Annotated in this window: 19 protein-coding genes; 3 read left to right on the top strand and 16 right to left on the bottom strand. The window is 63.5% G+C overall.

Going from position 1 to position 20,724, the window contains the following annotated elements; genetic code table 11:
* Positions 1–30: 30 nt before the first annotated feature.
* The gene (locus RS897_RS17155) at positions 31–1,449 is read left to right on the top strand and encodes a nucleobase:cation symporter-2 family protein (RefSeq protein WP_315837704.1); all 1,419 of its coding nucleotides are present in this window, start codon (positions 31–33) and stop codon (positions 1,447–1,449) included.
* 130 nt (positions 1,450–1,579) lie between these two features.
* On the opposite strand, the gene uraD is transcribed toward RS897_RS17155, so the two are convergent.
* The 10 genes from uraD to RS897_RS17105 all read right to left on the bottom strand — a co-directional run bounded on the left by uraD (position 1,580) and on the right by RS897_RS17105 (position 12,972).
* Positions 1,580–2,467 (bottom strand): 2-oxo-4-hydroxy-4-carboxy-5-ureidoimidazoline decarboxylase, encoded by an 888-nt coding sequence (gene uraD / locus RS897_RS17150; protein WP_315837703.1) that lies wholly within the window; start codon positions 2,465–2,467, stop codon positions 1,580–1,582.
* An 8-nt stretch (positions 2,468–2,475) separates the two neighbouring features.
* Positions 2,476–3,411: an allantoinase PuuE gene (gene puuE, locus RS897_RS17145; protein ID WP_315837702.1), complete on the bottom strand. Its 936-nt coding sequence runs from the start codon at positions 3,409–3,411 to the stop codon at positions 2,476–2,478.
* Between the two features lie 257 nt (positions 3,412–3,668).
* The gene (locus RS897_RS17140) at positions 3,669–5,192 is read right to left on the bottom strand and encodes a UxaA family hydrolase (RefSeq protein ID WP_315837701.1); all 1,524 of its coding nucleotides are present in this window, start codon (positions 5,190–5,192) and stop codon (positions 3,669–3,671) included.
* Positions 5,193–5,270: 78 nt separating this feature from the next.
* Positions 5,271–6,047, bottom strand: a complete 777-nt coding sequence (locus RS897_RS17135; RefSeq protein WP_315837700.1) for an HpcH/HpaI aldolase family protein — start codon at positions 6,045–6,047, stop codon at positions 5,271–5,273.
* A gap of 64 nt (positions 6,048–6,111) precedes the next feature.
* Complete coding sequence (locus tag RS897_RS17130) at positions 6,112–7,197, bottom strand: malate/lactate/ureidoglycolate dehydrogenase (protein ID WP_315837699.1); 1,086 nt, start codon at positions 7,195–7,197, stop codon at positions 6,112–6,114.
* Positions 7,198–7,271: 74 nt separating this feature from the next.
* Positions 7,272–8,003: an ABC transporter ATP-binding protein gene (locus tag RS897_RS17125; protein WP_315837698.1), complete on the bottom strand. Its 732-nt coding sequence runs from the start codon at positions 8,001–8,003 to the stop codon at positions 7,272–7,274.
* Positions 8,003–9,778: a branched-chain amino acid ABC transporter ATP-binding protein/permease gene (locus tag RS897_RS17120; RefSeq protein ID WP_315837697.1), complete on the bottom strand. Its 1,776-nt coding sequence runs from the start codon at positions 9,776–9,778 to the stop codon at positions 8,003–8,005. Before RS897_RS17120 ends, RS897_RS17125 begins: the two co-directional genes overlap by 1 nt.
* A complete protein-coding gene (locus tag RS897_RS17115) occupies positions 9,775–10,650 on the bottom strand; it encodes a branched-chain amino acid ABC transporter permease (protein WP_315837696.1) in 876 nt (291 codons plus the stop codon). The genes RS897_RS17120 and RS897_RS17115 overlap by 4 nt, the downstream gene beginning before the upstream one ends.
* 91 nt (positions 10,651–10,741) lie before the next feature.
* Positions 10,742–11,899 carry an ABC transporter substrate-binding protein gene (locus RS897_RS17110; protein ID WP_315837695.1) on the bottom strand — a complete coding sequence of 386 codons (1,158 nt, stop codon included), beginning with the start codon at positions 11,897–11,899 and terminating at the stop codon, positions 10,742–10,744.
* Positions 11,900–12,048: 149 nt separating this feature from the next.
* On the bottom strand, positions 12,049–12,972 hold the full coding sequence (locus RS897_RS17105) for a dihydrodipicolinate synthase family protein (protein ID WP_315837694.1): 924 nt from the start codon (positions 12,970–12,972) through the stop codon (positions 12,049–12,051).
* A 97-nt stretch (positions 12,973–13,069) separates the two neighbouring features.
* Here RS897_RS17105 and RS897_RS17100 point away from each other — a divergent pair, with 97 nt between their 5' ends.
* Entirely contained in the window at positions 13,070–14,128 is a 1,059-nt protein-coding gene (locus RS897_RS17100) for a GntR family transcriptional regulator (protein ID WP_315837693.1), read from the top strand.
* Between the two features lie 207 nt (positions 14,129–14,335).
* Positions 14,336–15,145 carry a dienelactone hydrolase family protein gene (locus RS897_RS17095; RefSeq protein ID WP_407654556.1) on the top strand — a complete coding sequence of 270 codons (810 nt, stop codon included), beginning with the start codon at positions 14,336–14,338 and terminating at the stop codon, positions 15,143–15,145.
* Positions 15,146–15,197: 52 nt separating this feature from the next.
* Here RS897_RS17095 and RS897_RS17090 read toward each other — a convergent pair whose 3' ends face one another.
* The 6 genes from RS897_RS17090 to RS897_RS17065 form a co-directional block, all read right to left on the bottom strand.
* The gene (locus RS897_RS17090) at positions 15,198–16,088 is read right to left on the bottom strand and encodes a DMT family transporter (RefSeq protein WP_484481519.1); all 891 of its coding nucleotides are present in this window, start codon (positions 16,086–16,088) and stop codon (positions 15,198–15,200) included.
* A 163-nt stretch (positions 16,089–16,251) separates the two neighbouring features.
* Positions 16,252–17,442 carry an ABC transporter substrate-binding protein gene (locus RS897_RS17085; protein WP_315837691.1) on the bottom strand — a complete coding sequence of 397 codons (1,191 nt, stop codon included), beginning with the start codon at positions 17,440–17,442 and terminating at the stop codon, positions 16,252–16,254.
* 21 nt (positions 17,443–17,463) lie between these two features.
* A complete protein-coding gene (locus RS897_RS17080; RefSeq protein WP_315837690.1) occupies positions 17,464–18,222 on the bottom strand; it encodes an ABC transporter ATP-binding protein in 759 nt (252 codons plus the stop codon).
* A complete protein-coding gene (locus RS897_RS17075; protein ID WP_315837689.1) occupies positions 18,222–18,992 on the bottom strand; it encodes an ABC transporter ATP-binding protein in 771 nt (256 codons plus the stop codon). Before RS897_RS17075 ends, RS897_RS17080 begins: the two co-directional genes overlap by 1 nt.
* Complete coding sequence (locus tag RS897_RS17070) at positions 18,989–19,837, bottom strand: branched-chain amino acid ABC transporter permease (protein ID WP_315837688.1); 849 nt, start codon at positions 19,835–19,837, stop codon at positions 18,989–18,991. Before RS897_RS17070 ends, RS897_RS17075 begins: the two co-directional genes overlap by 4 nt.
* Positions 19,837–20,709, bottom strand: coding sequence for a branched-chain amino acid ABC transporter permease (locus RS897_RS17065; protein ID WP_315837687.1), 873 nt, complete (start codon positions 20,707–20,709; stop codon positions 19,837–19,839). The genes RS897_RS17070 and RS897_RS17065 overlap by 1 nt, the downstream gene beginning before the upstream one ends.
* Positions 20,710–20,724 lie beyond the last annotated feature (15 nt).

The following is a 20,724-nucleotide window of genomic DNA, read 5'->3' as shown; positions in this document are numbered from 1 at the left end:
GCCGGGGGGCAGTCAGAACGGGGGGCTATCATGAGCAGCGACACTTCCTCGGCCGGACAGGCGTTGCATCCTGTCGATCAGATATTGCCGTATCCGCGGCTGTTCGCGCTGGGATTGCAGCATGTGCTGGTGATGTATGCCGGCGCGGTGGCGGTGCCGCTGATCATCGGGCGCGCCCTGAAGCTGCCGCCGGAAGACGTCGCCTTCCTGATCAGCGCCGATTTGTTCGCCTGCGGCCTCGCCACCCTGATCCAATGTATCGGCTTTCCCGGCGTCGGCATCCGCCTGCCGGTGATGATGGGAGTGACATTCGCCTCGGTCGGACCGATGCTGTCGATGGCGGCGGCGCCCGACGTGGGGCTGCTCGGGATCTATGGCGCCGTGATCGTTGCCGGCATTTTCAGCATCATTGCCGCGCCCTTCATCAGCCGCCTGCTGCCGCTGTTCCCGCCGGTGGTCACCGGCACCATCATCATGGTGATCGGCATCTCGCTGATGCGGGTGGGCGTCAACTGGGCCGGCGGCGGCCTGCCGACGCTGACCAAGATGGTCGACGGCGTGCCCGGCGCCTTCCCCAACCCCAATTATGGCCAATTGCAGGGGCTCGGCATTGCCCTGTTCGTGCTGCTGGTGATCCTGGGGCTGATCAAATGGGGCTCGGGCTTCGTCGCCAATGTGGCCGTGCTGCTTGGCATCATCGCCGGCGCCATCCTCGCCAGCCTGCTCGGCGTGATGCATTTCGAGAAGGTCGCGGCCGCGGCCTGGGCCGACATCGTGACGCCATTCCACTTCGGCATGCCGAAATTCTATCTCATCCCCTGCATCACCATGTGCGTCGTGATGATCGTGGTGATGATCGAATCGCTGGGCATGTTCCTGGCGCTTGGCGACATGACCGAAAAGAAGGTCGATCAGGAGGCGCTGTCACGCGGCCTGCGCGCCGACGGCGTCGGCACACTCCTGGGCGGCATCTTCAACACGTTTCCCTATACCTCGTTCTCGCAGAATGTCGGCCTGGTCGGCGTCACCGGCATCAAGTCACGCTGGGTGACGATTGCCGGCGGCGCCATCATGCTGATCCTCGGGCTCGTGCCGAAGATGTCCGCGCTGATCGAAGCGGTTCCGCAGGTGGTGCTCGGCGGCGCCGGCCTCGTGATGTTCGGCATGGTGGCGGCAACGGGCGCCCGCATCCTGACCAATGTCGACTTCAAGAATAATCGCTTCAACCTGTTCATTGTCGCAATCGCGGTCGGCTTCGGCATGATCCCGCTGGTGGCGCCGAACTTCTTCAAGCAGCTGCCGCACGACCTGCATCCGCTGCTGGAATCCGGCATCCTGCTGGCGGCGCTGGTGGCCGTGGTGCTGAACGCCTTCTTCAACGGCATCGGCAGCGGCGAGAGCGCACGGGCAGGCGCGGCGAGCAGTGCGGCCGCTGCGAAGCATGTGTGAGAGATGGCAACTTCACGATGACACGAGTAGCCCGCATGAGCGCCAGCGATATGCGGGGAAACGACCATACCATTGGCTCCCGAGTGTCGCTACGCTCACCCGGGCTACGCGCTACGCCAACTGCTGAACATCAGCTCCCGCGATAAGTCCCATAACTCCACGGCGTCACCAAGAGCGGCACGTGGAGGTGGCCTTCGGGCTCGGCGATGGCGAAGCGGATCGGAATGCGATCGAGGAACGGCGGGTCGGACAGCGGCACCTGCTTTTTCGCGAAATAGAGCCCGGTGCAGAAACTCAGTTCATACTGCCCGATCGGCAGCGGCCGGCCGTGGATCAGCGGCTGATCGGTGCGGCCGTCCGCGTTGGTGACCGCGCGGGCGATCACGCGGTTTTTGCCAAGCGCACAGATCTCGATCAGTTCGATTGGGATGCCGGCCGCCGGCTTGCCGCTGTGGGTATCGAGCACATGGGTCGAGAGCCGGCCATTGACGGCAAGCCGCTCACCACCGCTGACCAGTTGGTCCAGCCGCAGCGCGGCGATCCGGCAGATCTCGGCGATCGATTGCTCGATCTCCTTCGCCATCTCATTCGGCAGACGGCGCTCGAAATCGCGCAGGATCGAATCCCTGGTGTGGCGCCGCACGCAGACGATATAGGGAAAGCCGAATTTATTGCGATAGGCGGTGTTGACCCGCTCGAACGCTGCGTATTCGGCGTCCGACAGTTGGTCGAGCCCGGCGCCATTTTGCTCGGCGTTGGAGTCCGCCGTCAGCCCCGCCGCGCGCTGGGTCTTGTTCGCGAGATCCGGATGAGCCTTGATCAGCGCCATCCGGCGATCAAGCGGGGCCTGCTGCACCGTCTGTATCATCGCCGCCAGGAGCTCGGCGATGGTCGCGAACGGGCGCTGATCGGCGGCGGCTTCCGCGATCCACGGTGAATGCTCAAAAGCATTGGCCAAAACCGCGACAAAGTCCGCCTTGGATGCCGCGTTGAGGTCCTCGAGGGTGATGGGCTTCATGACAGCTCTCAGGACAATGACGGCGCGTTCGCCGCGAGATCTTGATGATGGTCGTGCCAGTGCTGCGCGATCTGTCGCCGCGTCGGCGTCCAGACCCGATCATGCCGCGCAATGTGATCGAGAAAGCGCTGCAGGCCCGCGGCGCGGCCGGGACGCCCGACCAGCCGGCAATGCAAGCCGATCGACATCATCTTCGGCGCGGTGTCGCCCTCGGCATACAGCACATCGAAGCTGTCCTTCAGATAGGTGAAGAAGTCCTCGCCGGTGTTGAAGCCCTGCGGATTGATGAAACGCATGTCGTTGTTGTCGAGGGTGTAGGGAATGACCACATGAGGCCCGTTGGCGCCCGTGACCCAGTACGGCAGATCGTCTGCATACGAATCCGACAGATAGAGAAAGCCGCCGGCTTCCATGACCAGGGCATTGGTATTGATCGACGAGCGGCCGGTGTACCAGCCGATGGGACGTTCGCCCGTCGCCTGGGTGTGCACAGCGATTGCTTCCGCAATGCTGGCGCGCTCCTCGTCGACGGTCATATTGCGATGTTCGATCCATTTCAGTCCGTGGCTCGCAATGTCCCAGTTCGCCTCGCGCATCGCCGCGACGATCTCCGGATTGCGCGCCAGCGCGCTGGCCACGCCGAACACGCTGACGCCGACGTCGTGCTGCGTCAGCATACGCCACAGCCGCCAGAAGCCAGCGCGGGAGCCGTATTCGAACATGGATTCGATATTGGCATGGCGCTGCCCGGGCCAGGGCCGCGCACCCAGCACGTCGGACAAAAACGCCTCCGAGGCCGGATCGCCGTGCAGGATGTTGTTCTCGCCGCCTTCCTCGAAATTGACCACGAACTGGACGGCGACACGGGCGCGATCGGGCCAGCGCGGATCGGGCGGATTGCGGCCGTAGCCGCGCAGATCACGAGGGTATTTGGCGTCGGTCATCGCAAATGGCACACTAGTGCCCCGCATCCGAAGTTCGTGCACCGTCGAAGCACCCTCCGACACGAACTTCGGATGCATGAGGGGCACTAGTAAACCTATGATTCTAGTACCGCTTTTCCGATCTGAAATTCCTGGGGCGAATTTGCCGCAAATGGTGCAGGAATTTCAGATCGGCGGTACTAGTTTGAGCGGCCATACATTGAAGGCCGCAGCCTCAATATGCAAGCTGCGGACCGGCCTCCCGCGCCTGTACGGGCCTACATCGTCGCCCCGAGCACCCAGGGCGCGAACTCCGCGCCGCCAAAGTCAAAACTTTCGCTCTTGGTCGGCTCGCCGGACGCAACTCGCAGCATCAGGTCGAAGATCCGCTGCCCGCACTGCTGCACGCTCTCGTCGCCGTCGAGGATGGTGCCGCAATTGACGTCCATGTCGTCTTCCATCCGCTTGAACATCGGCGTGTTGGTGGCGAGCTTGATGGAGGGCGACGGCTTGCAGCCGAACACACTGCCGCGGCCGGTGGTAAAGCAGACGAGGTTGGCGCCGCCGGCGACCTGCCCGGTCGCCGCTACCGGATCGTAGCCGGGGGTATCCATGAACACGAAGCCCTTCTTGGTGATGGCTTCGGCATAATTCACCACGTCGACCAGATTGGTCGAACCCGCCTTGGCCATGGCTCCCAGCGACTTTTCCAGGATGGTGGTGAGACCACCCGCCTTGTTGCCGGGGCTTGGATTGGCGTTCATCTCGGCGCCTTCGCGCGCGGTGTAATCGTCCCACCAGCGCATCAGCGCCACCAGTTTCTCGCCGACCTCGCGGCTGACCGCGCGGCGGGTCAAGAGATGCTCGGCGCCATAGGTCTCCGGCGTTTCCGACAGGATCACCGTGCCGCCGTGGCGCACCAGCAGGTCACTGGCGGCACCGAGCGCGGGATTGGCCGAGACACCGGAATAGCCGTCGGAGCCACCACACTGCAGCGCCACGGTGAGTTCGCTGGCCGGCACCGGCTCGCGTTTGACCTTGTTCGCGTCAGTCAAGGCTTCGCGCACAAAGGCGACGCCGGCTTCCACGGTCTTGCGGGTGCCGCCGATGCTCTGGATCTCCAGTTCGCGCAGCCGCCCCGCAAGCTTCTGCTCCTGCATCAGGCCGCCGATCTGGTTGACCTCGCAGCCGAGCCCGAGCACGACCACCGCGGAGAAATTGACATGGCGCGCGTAGCCGCCGAGCGTCCGCCGCAGCAACGCCAGCGGCTCGTCCTGGGTCATGCCGCAGCCGGTCTTGTGGGTCAGCGCCACCACACCGTCGACATTGGGAAAATCCGCCAGCGGATTGTCGCCGGTGAAGGGATTCTTCTTGAACACGTCGGCAACCACGCTTGCCACGTGTGCGCTGCAGTTCACGCTGGTGAGAATGCCGATGTAATTGCGGGTGGCGACGCGGCCGTCGGGACGGCGAATGCCCTCGAAGGTCGCCGGCAGATCGAAATTCGGCGTCGGCTTGACGTCGACACCGAACGCATAGTCCTTGGCGAAGTCCCCCATGCCGCAATTCTGCGTGTGCACATGCTGGCCCGGTACAATCGGCACAGTGGCAAAGCCGATGATCTGGCCATAACGCCGCACCGGCTCGCCCACCGCGATCGGCTTCACCGCGACCTTATGACCCGCGAGAATGCGATCGACGGCAGTGATGCCATCAGCGACCACGGCGCCCGGCAGCAACGTCGCACGTGCGATTACGACACCATCGTCGGGATGCAGACGGATGACGGGTGGGGGAGCCATGAGAACCTCCGATCAGGATGAGCAGTACAACAAATAAGAGCCCCGGTTCCGACAGGAGTCGGAACCGGGGCTCCAATATCAGGCGCGACCTTCGGAATCCTTGCGGGTCTGCGCCACCGAGGACCGGGCGAACTGCGCCATCAGGCCGCTGTCGTTCAGCAGCGTCACCAGCTTGAAGCCCATCTTGACGTTGCGCGCCGCGCCTTCCGCGCCGCTGCAATGGATGCCCGGATAGATCTTGCGCTTGTCACACTCTTTCAGGAGCTTGTCGTAGATCTTCAGGATCTCCGGCTCGTCGCGGTCGAGCTTTGGCACGAGGCCATAGGAGAAACCGAGGTCCGATGGTCCGATATAGACTCCCGAGATGCCGTCGACATCCAGAATGGCTTCCATGTTCTCCACCGCGGTCTTGGTCTCGATCATGGGAATGCACAGCGTCTCGGCGTTGGCCGTCTGCTGGTAGGTGCCAGCGCCGCCATAGAGCCCAGAGCGGATCGGGCCGTTGCTGCGGGTGCCGCGTGGTGGATACTTGCAGGCCGCGACAAAAGCCTCGGCTTCCTGCCTGGTGTTGACCATCGGGCAGATCACGCCATAGGCGCCGCCATCGAGCACCTTGCCGATGATACCCGGTTCGTTCCACGGCACGCGCACCATCGGGGTCACCGGATGGCCGTTCATGGCCTGGAAGCACTGGACCATAGAGTGATAATCCTGCACGCCGTGCTGCAGGTCGACGGTCACACTGTCGAAGCCGCATTGCGCCATGACCTCCGCCGAGAAGCCCGACGGAATCGCCAGCCACGCATTGACCACCGCCTTGCCGGATGCCCAGATTTCCTTGACCTTGTTCGCCATCATTGTTTCCTGTTGTTGGCCTGCTGAAGTGCTGCAGCAAGCATAGCGATTTCCACGTCCTGAGCTATCCCACTGCGCGCGTGATGCGCTCGTCACCTATGCCGACATCGCGGGCCGTGGCGATGATCGCCGCCCAGGTTTCGTCCGGCAGCGGCACGCCATTTTTGGTGCGTTCCGCGCGGGTGCGCGCCTCCGGCTCGCCGGGCACCAGCACTTCCCCCTGCCCCGCAATCGGCTTGCTGGCCTTGAAATAATCGACATAGCGGGTGATTTCGCCGTCGAAGAACTGATCGACATCGACGCGCTTGGGATCGAGATAGACCGCGAACATGCCGTTGGAGAATTTTCGCGGCGAACTGGTGGCACCATTGCCGGACAGCGCGCCACCGAGCAATTCGCAGACCAGCGCCAGGCCGGAGCCCTTGTGATCGCCGAATGCGCGGATGGCGCCTTGGCCCTTTGCGTGATCGCGCGCGCCTTCCGCCTCATAGGCGCCATAGAGCTGCGACGGGTCTTCGCTGAGCTCGCCCTCGGGGCTGATCAGTGCCCCCTTCGGTAGCTTCTTGCCGCCGCGGCTCGCCACCAGCACCTTGCCTTCGGCGACCAGCGAGGTGGCGAAATCCAGCACGATCGGCGATTTGCCGGCGCGCGGAATGCCAACACAATATGGCGCGGTCGACAACCTGCGATCGACGCCACCAAAGGGCGCAACCAGGATCGAACCCGCGGCATTGACGAAGTGGATCGAGATCAATCCTTCGGCCGCCGCCATCTCCGCCCAGTCGCCGATCCGACCGATATGCCCGGAGTTGCGCAACGTGATGGCGGCAAGACCGGCTGCCTTGCACTTCTCGATACCGATCGCGACCGCCTGCGGTCCGACCGTCTGGCCGTATCCCCAGCAGCCGTCGATCACCGCGAGCGAGGGCGTATCGACCAGAAGCTTCACGGTGCGATCCGGCACGATGTTGCCATTGTTGCGCCAGCGCATATAGACCGGCACGCGGATCACGCCATGGCTGTCATGACCGGTAAGGTTCGCCGTCACCAGATAGGTGCCGATGCGCCGGGCTTCGGCTTCCGACGAGCCGGCATGGGCGAAGATATCGGCGACGAAATCGATGAGCTTCTGGGACTGAATCGTAACCATGGTTTGCCTTGCAAGTTTGACTTGAAATTTGTCTTGAAGTTTCTTGGATCGCCGTTGCTCTAACCCGAACCTTATCAGACGGCGGCTTTGGCGTGACCGCCGAGATAGGCCGCACGGATGGCTTCGTTGCTCCAGAGCTCATCCGGCTTGCCACCGAGCGCCAGGCGTCCGGTTTCCAGCACATAGCCCTGGTCAGCCACTGACAGACCCATGCGCGCGTTTTGCTCGACGAGCAAGACCGTGGTGTCGCGGCGGCGGATTTCGGTGATGATCCGGAACACCGCCTGCACAATCACCGGGGCCAGCCCCAGCGAGGGCTCGTCAAGCAGCAACAGCCGCGGTTTCGCCATCAGGCCGCGCGCCACCGCCACCATCTGCAGCTGGCCACCCGACAGGGTCCAGCCCAGCGCATTGGAGAACGGGCGGATATCGGGGAACAAGTCGAACATCGCGTCCGCCTCCCGCGACAGTTCCGCCTTCGCGGCGCGGCGGTTCGAGCCGCCGAGCATGATGTTTTCTTTCACGGTCAGGCCCGGGAACACCCGCCGGCCTTCCGGCACATGGGAAATGCCGAGGCGAACGATCTGCTCGGGGCTGCGCCCCGAAATCGACTGCCCATCGAACACGATCTCGCCACTCGCAGGCTTGGCAAGGCCGGAGATCGCACGCAGCGTGGTGGACTTGCCGGCGCCGTTGGAGCCGAGCAGCGTCACCACCTGTCCCGCTTCAACGGTGAAAGATACGCCGCGCAACGCTTCGATTTCGCCGTAACGAACGTTGAGATCCCTGACTTCCAGCAGCGCCATTATTCGCTCCCCAGGTAAGCGGAGATGACGTCGGGGTGCTGCAGCACCGCCAGCGATTCACCGTCGGCGATCCGCCGGCCGAAATTCAGCACGGTGATGTGCTGCGCCGCCTCACGCACCAGCGTCATGTCATGATCGATGATCAGGATGGTGAGGCCCTGCGCCGCGATGCGTTTGAGCAGCTCGTGCAGTTCCACCTTCTCGCTGGAGTTCAGGCCGGCGGCAGGCTCATCGAGCAACAGCAAGGTGGGATTGCCGGCCAGCGCGCGGGCGATCTCGATCAGTCGCTGGTGTCCGTAGGAAAAGCTGGTGACCAGCTCATTGGCGCGGCGACCAAGGCCGACGAAGGTCAGCGCCGCCATCGCCCGCTCGGTGAGCGCGGCGTGGCTCGCGTTACCCATCAAGGTGTTTCCGGGTCGCTCCGCGCCGATGATGACGTTCTCCAGCGCGGTCATCGAGCGGAACAAACGGATGTTCTGGAAGGTGCGTCCGAGCCCCGCAATGGTGCGGGCATGCGCCGACATGGTGGTGATGTCGACACCGTCGAGCATGACCTTGCCGGCGGTCGCCTTGTAGAGACCGGAGAGCACGTTGAGGGTGGTGGTCTTGCCCGAGCCGTTCGGGCCGATCAGCGCATGGACGCCACCGCGCCGGACATCGATATCGACGCCGTCGACAGCTTTCAGGCCGCCGAAATACTTCGAAAGCCCCCTCACCTCCAGCACGACTTCGCCACCGGTCCTGGCTGGGGCCAGTTGCAGCAACTGGGTGGCCGGCACGGCTTCGGGCTTGCTGCGCCAGCGGTCGAAAATGGCCTGGATGAAGCCCCAGATGCCATCCGGCATGAAACGCACGATCAGGATCACCGACAGGCCGTAAATCGCAAGATAGAGCCCGGGCAGGCTTTTCAGGAAACGCAGCCATTCAGGGATCAGGATCAGAAGACCAGTTCCGATCACCGAGCCGATCGGTGACGCCACGCCGCCCAGCAGCGCCATGGTCAGGAACACGATCGATTCCGCGAACGAGAACTGATCCGGGCTGACATAGGCAAAGCCACCAGCGAACAGGCCACCGGCGATGCCGCCAAGCAGCGCTGACAGCGCAAAGGCCGTCACCTTGACACGATAAACGTCGATGCCGGCAATACTGGCGGCGAGCTCATTGTCGCGCACTGCGCGCATGGCGCGTCCGATCCGGGTGTCGGGCAGATGCCAGACGACATAGCCGACCAGCGCCAGCATCGCGACACAGAAGGCGAGATACGACTGCGAAGACTGGAACAGCCAGGGACGGCCGATCTTGCTGACACCATCGGGCCCGTGGGTCAGACCGATGGCGTTGATCATGACCAGGGTAATGATCTGCTGGAACGAGATCGTCACCATGGCAAGGTAGTGGCCGCCAAGCCGCAGCGTCGACATGCCCAGCATTGCGCCGGCAGCCAGCGCGAATACCGCCCCCGCCGCGAGGCAGAGCCAGTAGCTCAGCTGATAATCCGCAGTTCCGATGCCGACCGCGTAGGCGCCGAAGCCGAAAAACGCGGCCTGGGCCAGATTGATCTGGCCGCACAACCCCAGCACCACCGAGAGGCCGAACACCGCGATCGCGAATGTCGAGGCCTGCATCAGGATGTTGAGAATGTAGCCGTCGAACGGGACCAGCGCCGCAAGCACGACCGCAAGCGCGCAGCCGATGAAATACGGCAGGTGACGCACCAGCGCCGGCGTCGCGCGGGAATTGGGCGTCGACAAAGAGAGGTTGTCGCTGCTCATGCCTTCTCCGCCACGCGTTCGCCGAAGATGCCCTGCGGCCGAAACACCAGGAACAGCACCAGCACCAGGAAAGCGAAGCCATCCTTGTACGGCACCGAGATATAGGCCGCGCCGAACGTCTCGATGATGCCGAGTGCGAGGCCTCCGATGATGGCGCCGGCGACATCACCGAAACCGCCGATAATGGTAGCGGCGAAGGCCTTCAGCGCGATGGTCGATCCCATCTGGATCGAAACGAACAGGATCGGCGCCACCAGGAGGCCGGCGAGCCCGCCCAGTACGGCCGAATACACGAAAGTGATCATAATCATGCTGGAGACGGAAATGCCGAGCAGCGAGGCCATTTCCTTGTCCTGGGAGGTGGCCTGCAGCTTCTTGCCCAGCATGGTGTGTTCGAAGAACCAATAGTTGAAGATGACCAGCACGATCGTCACCGCGATGATGAGGAGGTACTGGCTATCGAGATAAACCGGACCGAGCTGGATGCCCGGCGTTTCGAACCAGCCCTCCAGCACCTGCGGCTGCGGGCCGTAGATCGCCAGCACCGAATTGGCGAGCAGGATCGAAGCACCGATGGTCGCGATGATCACCGGCAGGAAGGTGCGGTGCCGCAGTGGATAATAGACGCCGAGATTGAAAATGACACCGAGCAGCGCCATGCCGGCGAGCGCGATCAGGAACGACAGCCAGTATGGCCAGCCGAGGTCGACCGCGAACACCACCATCAAATACGCTGCCACCATGGAAAACTCGCCCTGGGCGAAGTTCACCACATTGGTGGCACGGAAGATCAGCACGAAACCGAGCGCCACCAGCGCGTAGACGGAGCCGATACCGATACCGGTAAAAAGCAGCTGCAAAGCGAGATCCATGAAGGGCGCTCTGTTCGAGGAGATCATGGCGCGCGCGGCGGCACGCAGAACGAATGACGACGGCCCCCTCCGTGAGAGGGGCCGCGCGCGATCAGTTATCGAACTCGATGTGCTTGTCGAAGACGATATTGCCTTTTTCGTTCTTGACGATGTTGTAGCCGTGCAGTCCATCGCCATTCTTGTCGAAATTGTATTCACCCTCGGCGCCGGGGAATTTCTGGGTGGCCAGGATGGCCTGGCGGATTTTTTCGGGCTCGGTCGAACCAGCCTTGTTGACGGCCGCGCACAACACAGTCATCGCGTCAAACGGCCACGAGCCTTGATTGTCCGGGGCAATCTTGTAGGCATCGCGATAGGCTTTGCCGAAAGCCTTCGCGGCCGGGCTGGAATCTTCAGCATAGTCCGCAACGCCGTAGGTGCCGAACAACGCGGGGCCGGCGAGTTTGGTCGACGACACGGCCACGATCGAGGGCGAGCCGACCCAGGGAATGTTGACGCCGAGCTGGCGCAACTGCCGGGCGAAGATTCCAAGATCGTTCTCGAAGGTGAAATACGATCCGAGTACGTCGGCGCCGGATTGCTTGATCGCCAGCACCACCGGCGTGAAGTCCTGGCTCTGGTTGGCATAGCCTTGATCGAGCACCGGCGGCGCATCGAGCTTGACCAGCGCCTCGGTCAACGCCTTGCCGCCGGCGGTGCCGAAGGCATCGGTGGAATGCACGATCGCCCACTTCTTCTTGCCGAGCGTCTTGACGCCGTAATCGGCGATCACGCGGCCGGAATAGCTGTCGTTGGGGCGGAAGCGGAACAGCCAGGGATTGCCGAGCTTGGTCAGGTTCGGATCAGTGCCGCCGAACATCACCGGCTTGGCGAGCTTGAGCACGTCCGGCGCCATGGCGTGGACCTGGGTCGAGCGGATCGACCCCAGGAAAGCGACGATATCGGACTGTGCCGCCAGCTTGGAGAACGCCAGCACAATGCCGGGGTTGGTGGTCTGGTCGTCTTCCGTGATGAGCTCGACCTGCTTGCCGAGCACGCCGCCGGCCTTGTTGACGGCTTCCAGCGCGAGCTTCGCCCCGTTGACGGCATATTTGCCTTGCTCCGCCGCCGGGCCCGTGATCGGCACCGTCATGCCGATCTTGATCGTCGCGCCCTGGGCGCGGGCGCTTCGCAGCAATGCGGGGGCAGAGACACTTGTTGCGATACCTGCCGCCAAGACGGCGGAAAAATCACGTCTCGTCAGTTTCATTTCATCCTCCCTGCTGTGCCGAACTTTTTTGTCGGCTTGTTGCGATGAATTAGATGCGAAAACTCCAGAGCAAGTCCACTGCCGCTACAACATCGTGATGATTAAACCTTGGTCATGCTGCGTCGCACGCCGCTGTTGAAAACAGCGCACTAGCGCCCCCATCGCAGCACCACCGGGTCGAGCCGGCGCGCAATTTCGATCAGGCCTGCGCGTGTCGAGGGATGCAAAGTCTGCAGCGGATGACGCACCGCGTCCGAGCGGATTACGCCGCCCTCCTTCATCAGCACCTTGCAGGCCTGCAGACCGCACTGCCGGTTTTCATAATTGATTAGCGGCAGCCAGCGCGCATAAGCATCCATCGCCTCGTCGCGACGGCCGGCGAAATACGGATCCATGATCTGCCGGATGCCGTCGGGATAACCGCCGCCGGTCATCGCGCCGGTCGCCCCGGCGTCGAGATCGGCCATCAAGGTGATCGCTTCCTCGCCATCCCATGGGCCCTCGATCGCGGCGCCGCCGGCCGCAATCAGGTCGCGCAGCTTGGCCGCAGCCATCGGCACTTCAATCTTGAAATAGCGGATGTTTTCAATTTCTTTCGCCATCCGCGCCAGGAAACCGACGGACAGGAAGGTTCCCGCGACTGGCGCGTCCTGGATCATGATCGGGATCTCGATCGCAGCTCCAACCGTCCTGAAGAAATCGAAGATGCCCGGCTCAGGCACACGGAATGTCGCGCCATGGTACGGCGGCATGATCATGACCATGGCAGCGCCGGCATCCTGCGCACGGCGGCTGCGCTCGGCGCAAATCCTCGATGAGAAATGCGATGTGGTGACGATGACAGGCACGCGCCCATCGACGTGGGCGAGCACGGCGTCCATCACCCGCTCGCGTTCGTCATCGGTCAGCACGAACTGTTCGGAAAAATTCGCCAGGATGCAGAGGCCGTTCGAGCCGGCATCGATCATGAAGTCGATGCAGCGGCGCTGACCATCGAGATCAAGTTCCCCGCGGTCGTCAAAGACGGTGGGAGCAACAGGAAATACACCTTTGTAAGGCCGCGCTGCCTTCATTCCACCGTGTCCCACCCTTGACTTGCCCGCACCTAATCATGACTGTACATTGCATGCAATAGCCAAAGATTGCCCTTTGGCGGGGGATAGTTGCTCGATGACCGTCCGAAGTCCTCGAAATGGTCGCGATCCGGGGCGCCGCGGACAACTATCGGCCATCCCGGCGCCGAAGGCTCGGCCACAAACCCGGCGCAAGCAGCCGGCCTACGCGCTGATCAAGGACACGCTGGCGAAACGCATCAGAACAGGCGACGTGCCTGCCGGCGTGGTGCTGTCCGAGCACGCAATCGCCGCGCTGTTCGGCTCCAGCCGCTCGCCGGTGCGTCAGGCGTTCGAACAGCTCGAACAACTCGGTCTGGTCCGCCGCTTCGACGGCCGCGGCGTGATCGCGGGGCGACGCCAGGTCGAACCACAGCGGATCGCGATCACACCGGCAATGCTCGGCCTGACCGACGGCCCGTTCGAGGCCGTGCGCAACGACGCCTGGGACACGCTCTATTATGACTTGGAGCGCGATATCATCTATCGTTCCATCTTCGGCCGCTTTCGCGTCAACGAACTGGCGCTGGCGCGTCACTTTCGTGTCGGGCGCACGGTTGCGCGCAATCTGCTGTTGCGCGCGCAAGCCGTCGGTATCCTGGAGAAGGGCGCCAAGGCGCACTGGTATCTCGTGCCGCTCGACACCGATCGCGTGCGCGACATCTTCGAGCTGCGTTTGAAGCTGGAGCCCGCGCTTGCGGAAACTGCAGCGGCGCGCATTCCGGCGGACATGCTGGACACGATGACCGAGAGGCTCCGCACAGCCATTCCCTCGCGCCCCACGGTGGGCGTCGCTGAACTGGACGAGTTAGAGAGCGACCTGCATATCCGCTGCCTGGGATTCGGTCGGAACCGCGAAATGATCGAAGCGTTGAAACGTACCCATTGCAGTTTTGTGATCGGCAAGCACATCCGTGCAGCGCTCGGCAAGGGGCCGCAGATCGATTCCTTCATGGACGAGCATCTGCCCATCATCGAGGCCCTGCGCAGCCGCGACGGAGCAGCCGCGGCGGCTTCGCTCCGCCACCACCTCGAGCTCTCGCAGGCAAAGGTCGCGGAGTGGGTCGAGGAGTTTCGCGCCCTCAATCTGATCTCGCGCGTGCCCTACATCGTGTAGCTCTCGCAATTTTGAAGACATCCTCCATGGCGATAGACTACCGTCCGTGACGGCGCACGATGACGTGCCGCCATCTGCCGATCCTTCCGAAATCCCCGGCGTATCCCGCCCTTCGTCCACCGGAGAAAGAGAATGTCCTCTCAAGACATGCTGACACCAGATGTCATCGGACTGACAAAAACGGCCCCGCTGTCGCGGCGCACCTTCATGACGGCATCCGCCGCCGCGGCCGCGGGATACACGCTGGCGGCGGGTCCGGTGCGCGCCGATGTGATCAAGACCGATACCAGCGGGCTCGACGCCGGCGAGGCCAAGGTCAAAGTGACCGACGGCGAGATGCCGGTGTATTTCGCCCGGCCGGCCGGCGTAAAAAATCCGCCGGTGGTGATAGTCGCCATGGAGATCTTCGGCCTGCACGAATACATCAAGGACGTGACGCGGCGGCTGGGCAAGCTCGGCGCTTTCGCGGTCGCGCCGGATTATTATTTCCGCAAGGGCGACCTGACCAAGATCACCGAGATGCCGCAGCTGCTGCCGCAGGTCAACGCCAAGCCGGACTCTGAGTTGTTCTCCGATCTCGACAGCACGGTGGCCTGGGCAAAGTCCCAGGGCGGCGATGCCGGCCGGCTCGGCATTGTCGGCTTCTGCCGCGGTGGACGGACCGTCTGGGAATATGCGGCGCACAGCAGCGCGCTCAAGGCGGGGGTAGCGTTCTACGGCCCGCCGGTCGATGCGCCCAATCCGCTGTGGCCGAAGAGCCCTACACAGCTCGTGCCGGAGATGAAAGCGCCGGTGCTTGGTCTCTATGGCGAGGCCGATCAGGGCATCCCGGTGGCGCAGGTCGAGGCCTTGAAGGCCGCGCTTGCGGCCGCGCACAAGACCGCCGAGTTCAAGATCTATCCGGGCGCGCCCCACGGCTTCCATGCTGATTATCGTGCGAGCTACCGCAAGGAGGCGGCCGAAGACGGCTGGGCGCAGATGCAGGCCTGGTTCAAGAAGAACGGCGTGCTGGGCTGACGACGCATGTCCCGCGCCACGAGATCCGCTCTTGTGGCGCGGCGGCTGCGACCTAAGCCGCGGCTTTCGCCCGCGCCGGTGTGCCGCTGGTGAGATTCAGCATGTTGCCGGCCAGGATGATGGCCGCGCCGATGATGGTGTAGAGATCCAGCCGCTCCGCATAGACCAGCCAGCCGACCGCGGCGCTGAGTGGCACGCGCAGGAAATCCATCGGCACGACAATGGTCGCATCCGCATAACGCATGGCATTGGTCATGCAGTAGTGCGAAAAGGTACCGCAGAACGCCACCACCACGACCCAGGGCCAGACATGGGCCGACGGCCAGGTCCAGGTGTAAAGCGCCGGACCAAATCCGATGGCGGACTGGATCACCAGCATCCAGAAGATGATCACCACTACGGGATCGGTGCGGGTCAGCGATTTCATGAGCACGATCGAGATGCCGAAACCGACGGCGGCGATCAGCATGATCAACTGACCGACATTGCTCTCGCCGACACCAGGGCGAACAATGATGACAACACCGATCACGCCGAGCACGATGGCCAGGCTTTTGCGCACGGTGATCCGCTCGCCCAAAAACAGCGCGGCCAAAATGGCGGTCCAGATCGGCATGGTGGACTCGATCGACACCACTTGCGCGACCGGAATCAGCGTCAGCGCCAGAAACCAGAGGTACTGCGCGCCATAGTGCACGGCATTGCGGCCAAGATGCTGCGGCAACCGCATCGTGGCCATTGCGCGAAAACCACCGTGGGCGCGGACCAGCGGATAGAACATGCAGAAGCCGATCAGCGAACGCAGCTCGGTGATCTGAAACACGCTCAGCTCCCGGGCGGCCTCGCGGCCGGCCACCAGCATGAGCAGCATCAGGAAAAGCCAGCCGCCCACCCACAGGGCGGCCTTGAGATAGGATTGCTGAACGTGAAGTGCTGGCGGCAAGCCGGTGATCTTCTTTATTGTTCGATCGCGCAGGCGATCCTCCGGCCGCTCCTATGCCCCAAAACGCGTGCACCAGCTAGGTCGCATTCTCAAAGCAGCCCCGCATTGGGCGGCCATCGCGACGATCCCGTAACCGTCGCGATGGCAACTCGGTCCAAAAGTCTTACTCTCCACGCCGTGTATCGAGCAGCATCCAGCGGCCCCCCTTCGCCTCGATCACATAGATCGGCTTGATGGAGTCGCGGTCTTCACCGAACGAGATCTCGCCCTCCAGCGCCGCATACCCCTTGAGCCTGGCAAGGGCGTCGCGCACCGCGGTGCGCTCGGCCGCGACCTTGTCGGCCGCACCGGTGACGGCGGCACGCTTGAGGGCTTCCGCATAGAGATAGACGATGTCGTAGGCGGACGCGTCCTGCTGGTTCGGCTCATGGCGCGCGATTCCAGCTTTGGTGGCGCGGGTGCCGAACTCCTTGGCGAAGGCACGGGTGCGGTCGTTCAGGTCGGCAAAGAAGGTGGTGCCGATGGTCATGGAATCGCCCGCGCCTTCCATCCGGGCCGGCAAATCCGGATCGGCCACCGTGGTGCCGCCGATCACCCGCGCCACAACGCCCTGGCGCTTGAGCTCCTTAGCGAGGTTGATGGCGGCTTCCGGCGGCGCGCCGAGGCCGATGATATCCGGCTTGATCTGGGCGAGCTGCGAGACCTGCGGCGACAGGTCGAAAGCATTGTACTGAAAGTCGACAGCGCCCTTTTGAGTGAGTCCGTATTTTGTGAACAGCCCGGGCAGCACGATGGTGCCGACGGATTTCGAGACGGTGTCGTCGGTCGCATAGGCGGTGGCCGCGGTCGCGAACGGCAGCTTCTTGTCCTTCAGCGCGGCCAGCACCTGGTCGATCACGATGCGCTCGTCGCGGGTGTTGCGGAAGGCGTAGGAGAAGTCCTTGGTCAGCGCCGGCGCTGATGACGACATCGACATCTGGACGATGCCGAGCCGCTCCCCCGCCGGGAACGCGACGCGCACCTCGCCGGAGCTGAACGGACCGATCACCGCCAGCGCCTTGTTATCCTCGGCGAACTGGCGCACCGCGAGCGCAGCCTGCTTCGGATCGCCGCCGGTGTCGAATTTGACGAGCTTGATCTTCCTGCCGTCGATCCCGCCCTTGGCATTGATCTCGTCGACCGCAAGATCGACCGCCACCTCGTTGGTATTGGCAAGACTGACATAGGGTCCGGTCTTGGCCATCGAGAAGCCGAGAACGAGTTCCTGCGCATGTGAGGGGATCGCCACCTGCCCCACGATCGCCAGGACGAAACTCGAGACCAGTCCCGACAGGAAAAATTTGCTTCGCTTCATGTCCTCACCCCTTCACTGTGATTAAGAGATCGCCTGCCTGATCGGACGCGGATCCTCCGCCGGCTGCGGACTGCGGCCGAGATAAGCCTCCTGCAGCCGTGGATCGGCCTGCAGGATCTGCGGATCGCCCGCCATCACCACCCGCCCCAGTTCGATCACGGTGGCGCTGTGCGCCACCGCAAGCGCCTTGGCGGTTTTCTGCTCCACCAGCAGGATGGTCAGCCCGTCGCGATTCAGTTCCCGGATCAGGTCGAACAGCCGCGAGACGAACAACGGCGACAGGCCGAGCGACGGCTCGTCCAGCATCATCAGCCGGGGACGCGCGACCATGGCACGGCCTATGGCCAGCATCTGCTGCTCGCCGCCCGACAGGCACGACGCCGCCATATGCCGGCGCGTCGCCAGATTGGGAAACCGCTCATAAATCGCCGCTATGTCGCGCCTGATACCCTCCGCATCGCGACGCAAATGCGCGCCGACCAGCAGGTTTTCCTCGATGGTCAACGAGATCAGGATGCGGCGGCCTTCCGGCACCAGCACGATGCCCTGCGCCAGACGCTTGTGCACGGGATCGGCCGTGACATCGCGGCCATCGAATCGGAGGGCGCCGCGCACCGGCTTTTCCGCGCCCACGATGGCGCGCAGCAGCGTCGACTTGCCGGCGCCGTTGGCGCCGAGCACGGTCGCGATCTCACCCTGGCGCACCGACAACGAGATGCCGTCCAGCGCCGTCACCCGTCCGTAGGCCACCGTCAAATCGGATACCGAAAGCAGGGTCATCACGCGGCCTCGTCGTATCCGAGATAGGCCGCGCGCACCTGCGCGTCCTGCTGCACCTTCGACAAGGATCCCTCCGCGATCTTCTCGCCAAAATTCAGCACCACAACATGGTCACAGACCTGGCCGACGAAGTGCATGTCGTGCTCGACCACCAGCAGGGTGACGCCCCGCGCCTTGAGCAGTTCGAGATGCGCCCGCAGCGCAGCGGTCTCGGTCGGATTGAGTCCGGCCGCAGGCTCGTCGAGCATCAGCAGCGACGCGCCCGCCAGCGTGGCGCGGACCAGGTCGATCCGTTTGCGGATGCCGTAGGCGAGCTCACCGACCATGGCATCCGCATAGGCGGCAAGGCCCGCTTCCGCGAGCGCATCGATCGCCTGCGAGCGCCAGCGATGGTTCGGCAGCAGGCGGAACGGCGTCAGCAGATTGAGAAGCCCGGTGGCCCGCACATGCTGGCCGACGATCAGATTTTCGCACACCGTGAGATGCGGCATCAGCCGCACGTTCTGAAAGCTGCGCGCAACGCCGTGGCCGATCCTGCGCCGTGACGGAAGGGCGGTGATGTCCTGCCCCGCCAGCAGGATGCGGCCGGACGTCGGCTGATAAACCCCGCTGATGATATTGAACACCGTGGTCTTGCCGGCGCCGTTGGGGCCGATCAGCGCGGTGGCTTCGCCTTGGCGAACCGAGAAATCGAGACCACGGATCACCTGCAGGCCACCGAACGACTTGCTCACATGATCGAGGGTGAGAATGGGCGCCGACACCGTCATGGCCGCACCTCGCGCGTGCGACCCATTCGCGTCAGCGCACGTCCCAGCGCCGGAGTCACCAGCCCCTGTGGTCGCCAGGCCATAAAACCGATGATGAACAGGGCGAACAGCGCATAACGCCAGCCGCCGCCGGCCCGCAGCAGTTCAGGAATCAGGGTGAAGAACGCGGCACCCACCAGAGGGCCCCAGACCGTCTGGGTGCCGCCGAGCAGCACGTACAGCACGGTGTAGACGCTGAGCGTCACGCTGAAGTGTTGCGCCTCGACGAAACTGAAGTGATGACCGTAGAGCCCGCCACCGATGCCGGCGATGACAGCGCCAATCGCAAACGCCGCGACCTGCAACGCGCGCACGTTCAAGCCCAGCAGATCGGATACCACCGTGTCGTTCTTGATCGCGGTGAGATACAGCGCAAACCGTGTCCGCGACAGAACGAACACGAACAGCACGACCGCGGCGGTGACACAAATGACCACGGCCGGCTGCGCATAGGCAATCACCTGATAACCGGCGGCGGCGCCGACGACTTCCAGATTGAGAAACACCGCTGAAATCACCTGCCCGAGGGCGAAGGTGGCGAGCGCGAGATAAATGCCGTGGATCCGCAGGATCGGAATCGCCACCACCAGGGCCAGCACACCCGCCGCGGCGCCTCCCGCAGGGATCGCCGCACCCAGGCTCCATCCCATCTCGTTGGTCAGATATGCCGCCGTATAGGCGCCCATCGCCATGAATCCGGCAATGCCGAGATTGAGCTGCCCCGCCGCCAGCGGCAGGTACACCGCATAGGCCGCGATCACGTTGAAACAGAGAATGACCAGCAGGCCGAGCTGATAGCCGCTCATCACAGCTTCTCCCGCGCCGGCGGGCGGCCGAGCAGCCCCTGTGGCCGCACGATCAGCAGCGCCAGCAACAGGCCGTAGACAGCGATGTTGACCATGTCGGCGCCGAGGAAGCGGATCGACAGCACTTCGGCGAGCCCGATCAGCAGGCCGCCGATCACCGCGCCCCAGACATTGCCCATGCCGCCAACGATCATGGCGGCGATGCCCTTGAAGCCGACCCCCTCGCCCATGAACGGCGATACCTGGAGATATGTCAGCGCGAACAGGATGCCGCCCAGCGCGGTGAACAGCGCGCTGAAGACGAAGATCTGTGGGATCAGCTTGTCGACATCGATGCCAAGCAGGATGGCGGTGTCGCGGCTCTCCGCGACACTGCGGATCTGCCGGCCGAAACTCGTCCGATGCAGCATCACCGAGAGCCAGATCACCAGCGCCAGCGCGACCACGAGGCTGATGATCTGTGCGGTGCCGATCACCAGGCTGCCGATACGCAGGTTGAAATCAGCGATCAGCGCCGGAAACGCCTGCTGGTCCGAGCCCACGGTAACAAGGGCGAGATTCTCCAGCAGCACCAGGAAGCCGAGGGACGAGACCAGCGGCACCTCAGGATCGCTATTGCGGCTGCGGCGGTACGCCAGCCGCTCGACCAAAAGCGCAATCAGCGCCGCGGTGAACAGCGCTCCGCCCATGGCGAGGCTCCAATGCCATCCGCCCTTCAACAGCACCCACGTCACCATGCCGCCGACCATGAACAGGCCAGGAATGGAGAAGTTGAGAAAGTTGAGAATGCCGATCGCCAGCGTGAACGACACGCCGACCAGCACGTAGATCGCGCCGAGCATGACGCCGTTGATGATCTGCTGTGCAATCATGTCGACGCCCCCGCG

It is taken from the genome of Bradyrhizobium prioriisuperbiae (genome assembly GCF_032397745.1).
In the GTDB taxonomy this organism is placed as follows: domain Bacteria; phylum Pseudomonadota; class Alphaproteobacteria; order Rhizobiales; family Xanthobacteraceae; genus Bradyrhizobium_A; species Bradyrhizobium_A prioriisuperbiae.
Note: the sequence above shows the minus strand (reverse complement) of the source record. Positions and strands in the feature narration are given on the sequence as shown.

What these genes read in the sequence shown, in the direction of transcription:
- RS897_RS17155 (WP_315837704.1), top strand. Translation starts at nt 31, where the DNA reads ATGAGCAGCGACACTTCCTCGGCCGGACAGGCGTTGCATCCTGTCGAT.
- uraD (WP_315837703.1), bottom strand. Translation starts at nt 2,467, where the DNA reads ATGAAGCCCATCACCCTCGAGGACCTCAACGCGGCATCCAAGGCGGAC.
- puuE (WP_315837702.1), bottom strand. Translation starts at nt 3,411, where the DNA reads ATGACCGACGCCAAATACCCTCGTGATCTGCGCGGCTACGGCCGCAAT.
- RS897_RS17140 (WP_315837701.1), bottom strand. Translation starts at nt 5,192, where the DNA reads ATGGCTCCCCCACCCGTCATCCGTCTGCATCCCGACGATGGTGTCGTA.
- RS897_RS17135 (WP_315837700.1), bottom strand. Translation starts at nt 6,047, where the DNA reads ATGGCGAACAAGGTCAAGGAAATCTGGGCATCCGGCAAGGCGGTGGTC.
- RS897_RS17130 (WP_315837699.1), bottom strand. Translation starts at nt 7,197, where the DNA reads ATGGTTACGATTCAGTCCCAGAAGCTCATCGATTTCGTCGCCGATATC.
- RS897_RS17125 (WP_315837698.1), bottom strand. Translation starts at nt 8,003, where the DNA reads ATGGCGCTGCTGGAAGTCAGGGATCTCAACGTTCGTTACGGCGAAATC.
- RS897_RS17120 (WP_315837697.1), bottom strand. Translation starts at nt 9,778, where the DNA reads ATGAGCAGCGACAACCTCTCTTTGTCGACGCCCAATTCCCGCGCGACG.
- RS897_RS17115 (WP_315837696.1), bottom strand. Translation starts at nt 10,650, where the DNA reads ATGGATCTCGCTTTGCAGCTGCTTTTTACCGGTATCGGTATCGGCTCC.
- RS897_RS17110 (WP_315837695.1), bottom strand. Translation starts at nt 11,899, where the DNA reads ATGAAACTGACGAGACGTGATTTTTCCGCCGTCTTGGCGGCAGGTATC.
- RS897_RS17105 (WP_315837694.1), bottom strand. Translation starts at nt 12,972, where the DNA reads ATGAAGGCAGCGCGGCCTTACAAAGGTGTATTTCCTGTTGCTCCCACC.
- RS897_RS17100 (WP_315837693.1), top strand. Translation starts at nt 13,070, where the DNA reads ATGACCGTCCGAAGTCCTCGAAATGGTCGCGATCCGGGGCGCCGCGGA.
- RS897_RS17095 (WP_407654556.1), top strand. Translation starts at nt 14,336, where the DNA reads ATGACGGCATCCGCCGCCGCGGCCGCGGGATACACGCTGGCGGCGGGT.
- RS897_RS17085 (WP_315837691.1), bottom strand. Translation starts at nt 17,442, where the DNA reads ATGAAGCGAAGCAAATTTTTCCTGTCGGGACTGGTCTCGAGTTTCGTC.
- RS897_RS17080 (WP_315837690.1), bottom strand. Translation starts at nt 18,222, where the DNA reads ATGACCCTGCTTTCGGTATCCGATTTGACGGTGGCCTACGGACGGGTG.
- RS897_RS17075 (WP_315837689.1), bottom strand. Translation starts at nt 18,992, where the DNA reads ATGACGGTGTCGGCGCCCATTCTCACCCTCGATCATGTGAGCAAGTCG.
- RS897_RS17070 (WP_315837688.1), bottom strand. Translation starts at nt 19,837, where the DNA reads ATGAGCGGCTATCAGCTCGGCCTGCTGGTCATTCTCTGTTTCAACGTG.
- RS897_RS17065 (WP_315837687.1), bottom strand. Translation starts at nt 20,709, where the DNA reads ATGATTGCACAGCAGATCATCAACGGCGTCATGCTCGGCGCGATCTAC.